This window comes from Micromonospora sp. NPDC002296, assembly GCF_040296145.1.
Taxonomy (GTDB): Bacteria; Actinomycetota; Actinomycetes; order Mycobacteriales; family Micromonosporaceae; genus Micromonospora.
The window spans coordinates 1-5487 of the sequence record NZ_JBEOWQ010000104.1 but is presented as its reverse complement, the minus strand read 5'-3'; the positions used below and the strand labels follow the sequence as shown (position 1 = coordinate 5487).

Sequence of the window (5487 nt, the reverse complement as noted above, 5' to 3'; positions counted from 1 at the left end):
AGCAGTGCCTGCGCCTCGATCGGGTCGCCGAGCCGGGTGCCGGTGCCGTGCGCCTCGACCACGTCCACGCCGCCGGCGGCGAGGCCGGCGTTGGCCAGGGCCTGCTGGATCACCCGCTGCTGGGACGGCCCGTTGGGGGCGCTCAGGCCGTTGGACGCGCCGTCCTGGTTGACGGCGCTGCCCCGCACCACGGCGAGGATCGGGTGGCCGTTGCGCTGGGCGTCCGACAGCCGCTCCAGCAGCAGCACGCCGACGCCCTCGGACCAGGAGGTGCCGTCGGCGGCGGCGGCGAACGCCTTGCACCGGCCGTCCTCGGCGAGGCCGCCCTGTCGGGAGAACTCGACGAAGGCGGCCGGCGTGCACATGGCGGTGACCCCGGCGACGATGGCCAGGGTGCACTCCCGCTGGCGCAGCGCCTGACCGGCGAGGTGCAGCGCGACCAGGGACGACGAGCAGGCGGTGTCGATGGTGACCGCCGGGCCCTCCAGCCCGAAGGTGTAGGAGATCCGGCCGGAGACGACGCTGCCGGCGTTGCCGGTCATCAGGTGGCCTTCCAGGCCCTGCGCGGCGCCCATCAGCACGCCGCCGTAGTCCTGGCCGGTGCTGCCGGCGAAGACCCCGGTGCGGCTGCCGCGCAGCGAGTGCGGGTCGATGCCGGCCCGCTCCAGGACCTCCCAGGATGCCTCCAGCAGCCACCGCTGCTGGGGGTCCATCGCCAGGGCCTCCCGGGGGGAGATGGCGAAGAAGCCCGGGTCGAAGTCGGCCAGCTCGGGCACGAAGCCGCCCTGCCGGGTGTACGAGGTGCCGACCCGCCCGGGGTCGGCGTCGTACAGCGAGGCGAGGTCCCAGCCCCGGTCGGACGGGAAGTCGGTGATCACGTCCCGGCCGGACGCGACGACCTCCCACAGGTCCTCCGGCGTCCGAACGCCGCCGGGGAAACGGCAGCTCATGGAGACGATGGCGACCGGTTCCTGCTCGCCGGCCTCCACCTCGCGCAGGCGTTGCCGCACCTGGTGCAGGTCGGCGGTGACCCGCTTGAGGTAGTCGAGAAGCTTCGCCTCGTCAGCCATGGACCGCGCACTCCTTGTGTTGACCCGTCGAGACAGCAGCGATCACGTCAGGACACCCCCAGCTCCCGGTCGATGAAGTCGAAGACCTCGTCCGGCGTGGCGTCCTGGAGCTTCTCGGTGACGGTGTCCCCGCCGCCGCCCGCCGGGGCGTCGTCCTCGTTGAGGGAGGCGAGCAGCGCCCGCAGCCGCTCGGTGATCCGAATCCGGGCGCTACGGTCCGGCGCCGAGCCGGTGAGCGCCGCTTCCAACCTGTCCAGTTCGCCGAAGACCGGCGCGACACCGACCACCCCGCCGTCGACGATCGCCGCCCGGACGTACTCGGCGAGCCCGGCCGCGGTCGGGTAGTCGAAGACCACCGTGGCGGGCAGCCGGACGCCGGTCGTCGCGGACAACCGGTTGCGCAGCTCCACCGCGGTCAGCGAGTCGAAGCCGAGCTCCCGGAAGGCCCGGTCCGGCTCGACGGCGTCCATCGAGGCGTGCCCGAGCACGGCGGCGGCCTGGCCGCGTACCAGTTCCAGCAGGGTCTTGCGCCGCTCGGCGTCGGTCTGCCCGGCGAGCAGGGCGGCCAGCGACTCGGGGGACGCCCCGGAGTCGTCGGCCCGCTCGGTGACGGCCCGCTGCGCCTCGGCGACGCCCCTGAGCAGTGGGCTGGGCCGGACGGCGACGAACCCCGGCACGTACCGGGCCCAGTCGACGGCGGCGACCAGCGTGGCCGGTTCGCGCCGCGCCACGCACCGTTCCAGCGCGGCGAGGGCGGGCGCGGTGTCGAGGCGGGCCACGCCCGTGCGGCGGCGACGTTCCTCCACGGCCGGGTCGGCGGCGGCCATCCCGCCGGCCGCCCAGGGACCCCAGGCGATCGAGGTGGCCGGCAGCCCCTGCCGGTGCCGCTTCTCGGCGAGGGCGTCGAGGTACGCGTTCGCGGCGGCGTAGCTGCCCTGGCCGGCGGCGCCGAGCTGGCCCGCCATCGCGGAGAACAGCACGAACGTGCGCAGGTCCCGGCCGACGGTCAGCTCGTGCAGGTGCAGCGCGCCGAGCACCTTGGGCCGCAGCACGGTGGCGATCCGGTCGGCGGTGAGGCCGTCCAGGACCCCGTCGTCGAGGACGCCCGCCGCGTGCACGACGCCGGTCAGCGGCGCGTCGGCGGGCACGTCGTCGAGCAGCTTCGCCAGTGCCGCCCGGTCGGCCACGTCGCAGGCCGCGACGGTGACCCGGGTGCCCGCGTCGGTCAGCTCCCGGGCCAGCTCGGCGGCGCCCGGCGCGTCCGCGCCCCGGCGGCTGACCAGCAGCAGGTGCTCGGCGCCCCGGGCGGCCAGCCAGCGGGCCACCTCCGCGCCGAGCGCGCCGGTGCCGCCGGTGACCAGCGTGGTGCCCGGGTGGTCGGGCGCGTCGGCGGCGGGGGCTCCGGCGGGGGCCCGGACCAACCGGCGGACGAGGACGGTGGCCCCGTCGAGCGCGAGCTGGTCCTCGCCGTCGAGGCCGGCGAGGGCGGCGCAGAGCAGGTCCCAGCCGTGGTCGTCGAGGGTGGCCGGCACGTCGACCAGGCCGCCCCAGCGCTCGGGGTGTTCCAGGGCGACGGCCCGGCCGAGGCCCCAGAGCAGCGACTGCTCCGGCCGGTCGACGGTCCCGCCCCGGGTGGCGCCGGCGACGCCCCGGCTGACGCACCACAGCGGCGCGGACACGTCGAGGTCGCCGAGGGCCTGGATCAGGGCCAGCGAGCGGGCGAGGAACGGCGGCACCGGCTGGGTGTCGTCGACCGCGCCGTCGGCGAGGGCGAGCAGCGACAGGACGCCGTCCGCCGGGGCGGTGTCCCCGTCGGCGGTGCGGGTGGCGGCGGCCAGGTGCTCGGCGACGGCGGCCCGGTCGGCCAGCCGTTCGGGCAGCAGCACCAGCCGGGCGTCGGCGCCCCGGCGGGTCAGCTCGGCGACCGCCGTCTCGCCGTCGGCCGCGTGCCGCTCGTCGGCGACGACCCACCAGGCGCCGGGAAGGAAGCTGACGGGCGTCCCGGTGTACGGCTGCCAGACGCTGCGGTAGCGCCAGTCGTCGAGGGTGGACCGTTCCCGCTGCTGCCGCCGCCAGGAGGCGAGCACCGGCAGGGCCGCGCCCAGCCGTTCGAGGGATTCGGCGGCGCTCTGCGCGGTGAGTTCCGCGAGCGCGGGGAGGTCCTCCCGCTCGACGGCGGCCCAGAACGCGGAGTCGACGCCGTTGGGCGCGTCGTCCTGACCGGGCTGCCCGGCGGTGGCGGTCGGCCAGAACCGGTCCCGGTCGAAGGCGTACGTGGGCAGCGGCACCACGTCGGTCCCGGCGAGCACGTTCGTCAGGTCGACGGGCAGGCCGATGGCGTGCGCGGTGGCCAGGTTCGTCAGCAACCGGGTCGGGTCGTCGTCGCCCCGACGCAGGCTGCCCAGGGTGTGCCCGGCCGTGCCGGTGTCGTCGAGGATCGCCGTCACCGGCATCGTCAACACCGGATGCGGGCTGATCTCCACGAACGTGCTGTGGCCGGCCGCGATCGCCACCCGGACGGCGGCGTCGAACTGCACCGTCCGGCGCAGGTTGTCGTACCAGTACTGGGCGCCCATGGAGGTCGGGTCGACCCAGTCCCCGGTCAACGTCGACACCAACCGCACATCGCCGGCCTGCGGGGCCACGCCGGCCAGGTCCGCCCGCAACTGCTCCGCGACGTCCTGCACCGACGCCGAGTGCGACGCGTAGTCCACCGGAATCAACCGGGCGCGAATGCCGTCGTCGGTGCACGCCTGGACGAGGTCCGCCACCGGCTGCGGCGGACCCGACACGACCACCGTGCCCGGGCCGTTGACGGCCGCCACCCCGACACCCGGGAACTGCGCGAGGCGGGCGGTCACCGCCTCGGCGGACAGGTCCACCGACGCCATCGCCCCCGTACCCCGCAACACCGCCAGGGCACGCGAACGCAAAGCAACCGTCCTCGCCGCGTCGTCCAGCGACAGGATCCCCGCCACACACGCCGCACCGATCTCACCCTGCGAATGCCCGATCACCGCCTGCGGGGAGACGCCCGCGTGCCGCCACACCGCCGCCAGGGCGATCCCGACGGCCCACAGCACCGGCTGCACCACCTCGACCCGCTCCAACCACGACTCGTCCCCGCCCGTCAACACCGCGACGAGATCCACATCCAGGAACGGAGCCAGGGCACGCTGACACTCCGCCAACCGCGCGTCGAACACCGGCGTCCGACCCACCAGACCCGCCGCCATCCGCGCCGACTGCGCACCCTGACCCGGGAACACGAACACCGGACCCGCACCGTGCGACGCGGCCACGCCCGTGACGGCCGTCCCCGCAGGCGCACCCGCGCCCAGGGCGTCCAGGCCGGACAGCAGCTCCTCGACGCTCGACCCGACGACTGCCGCCCGGTTGTCGAACGTCGACCGGGTGGTCGCCAGGGACCACGCCACCTCGGCGGGCGCGACGCCGTCGTGCTCACGCACGTACCGGGCCAGGCGGGCGGCCTGGCCGGCGAGGGCGGCCCTCGACCGGGCCGACACCGGCCACACCGTCACGCCCGAGGCGACCAACCCCGGGGCCGTGGCGGGGACGGCGACCGGCTCGGCGGGCTCGTCGGCCTGCTCGATGATCACATGCGCGTTCGTGCCGGAGATGCCGAACGACGACACCGCCGCCCGGCGCGGCCGGTCCGCCCCCGGCCAGGGGCGGGACTCGGTGACCAGCTCCACCGCGCCCGACGTCCAGTCGATGTGTGGCGAGGGCTCGTCGACGTGCAGGGTCGCCGGGACGACACCCTCCTGCATGGCCAGCACCATCTTGATCACGCCGGCCACTCCGGCCGCCGCCTGGGTGTGGCCGATGTTGGACTTCACCGAGCCCAACAGCAGCGGCTCGTCGCGGCCCTGGCCGTAGGTGGCCAGCAGCGCCTGCGCCTCGATCGGGTCGCCCAGCGTCGTGCCCGTGCCGTGCGCCTCCACCACGTCCACGTCCGCCGTCGACAGCCCCGCCGACGCGAGGGCCTGCCGGATCACCCGCTGCTGCGACGGGCCGTTCGGCGCCGTCAGCCCATTGCTGGCACCGTCCTGGTTGACCGCGCTCCCCCGCACGATCGCCAGGACCCGGTGCCCGTTGCGCCGCGCGTCGGCAAGCCGCTCCACCAGCAGCACGCCGACGCCCTCGCCCCAGCCGGTGCCGTCCGCGCCCGCCGCGAACGCCTTGCACCGACCGTCGGCGGCCAATCCCCGCTGCCGCGAGAACTCCACGAACAACCCCGGCGTGGCCATCACCGTCACACCACCCGCGAACGCCAGGTCACACTCGCCGCGCCGCAGCGACTGCACCGCCAGGTGCAACGCCACGAGGGACGACGAACACGCCGTGTCAACCGACACCGCCGGCCCCTCCAACCCCAACGCGTACGCCACCCGAC

At 75.5% G+C, this 5487-nt stretch carries 2 protein-coding genes; both read right to left on the bottom strand.

The window, feature by feature from the left end:
• The coding region (locus ABT023_RS28775; RefSeq protein WP_350889804.1) for a beta-ketoacyl synthase N-terminal-like domain-containing protein at positions 1–1070 on the bottom strand (1070 nt) is incomplete at its 3' end.
• Positions 1071–1117: 47 nt separating this feature from the next.
• Positions 1118–5487 (bottom strand): type I polyketide synthase (locus ABT023_RS28770; RefSeq protein WP_350889803.1); only part of this gene is annotated, 4370 nt, incomplete at its 5' end.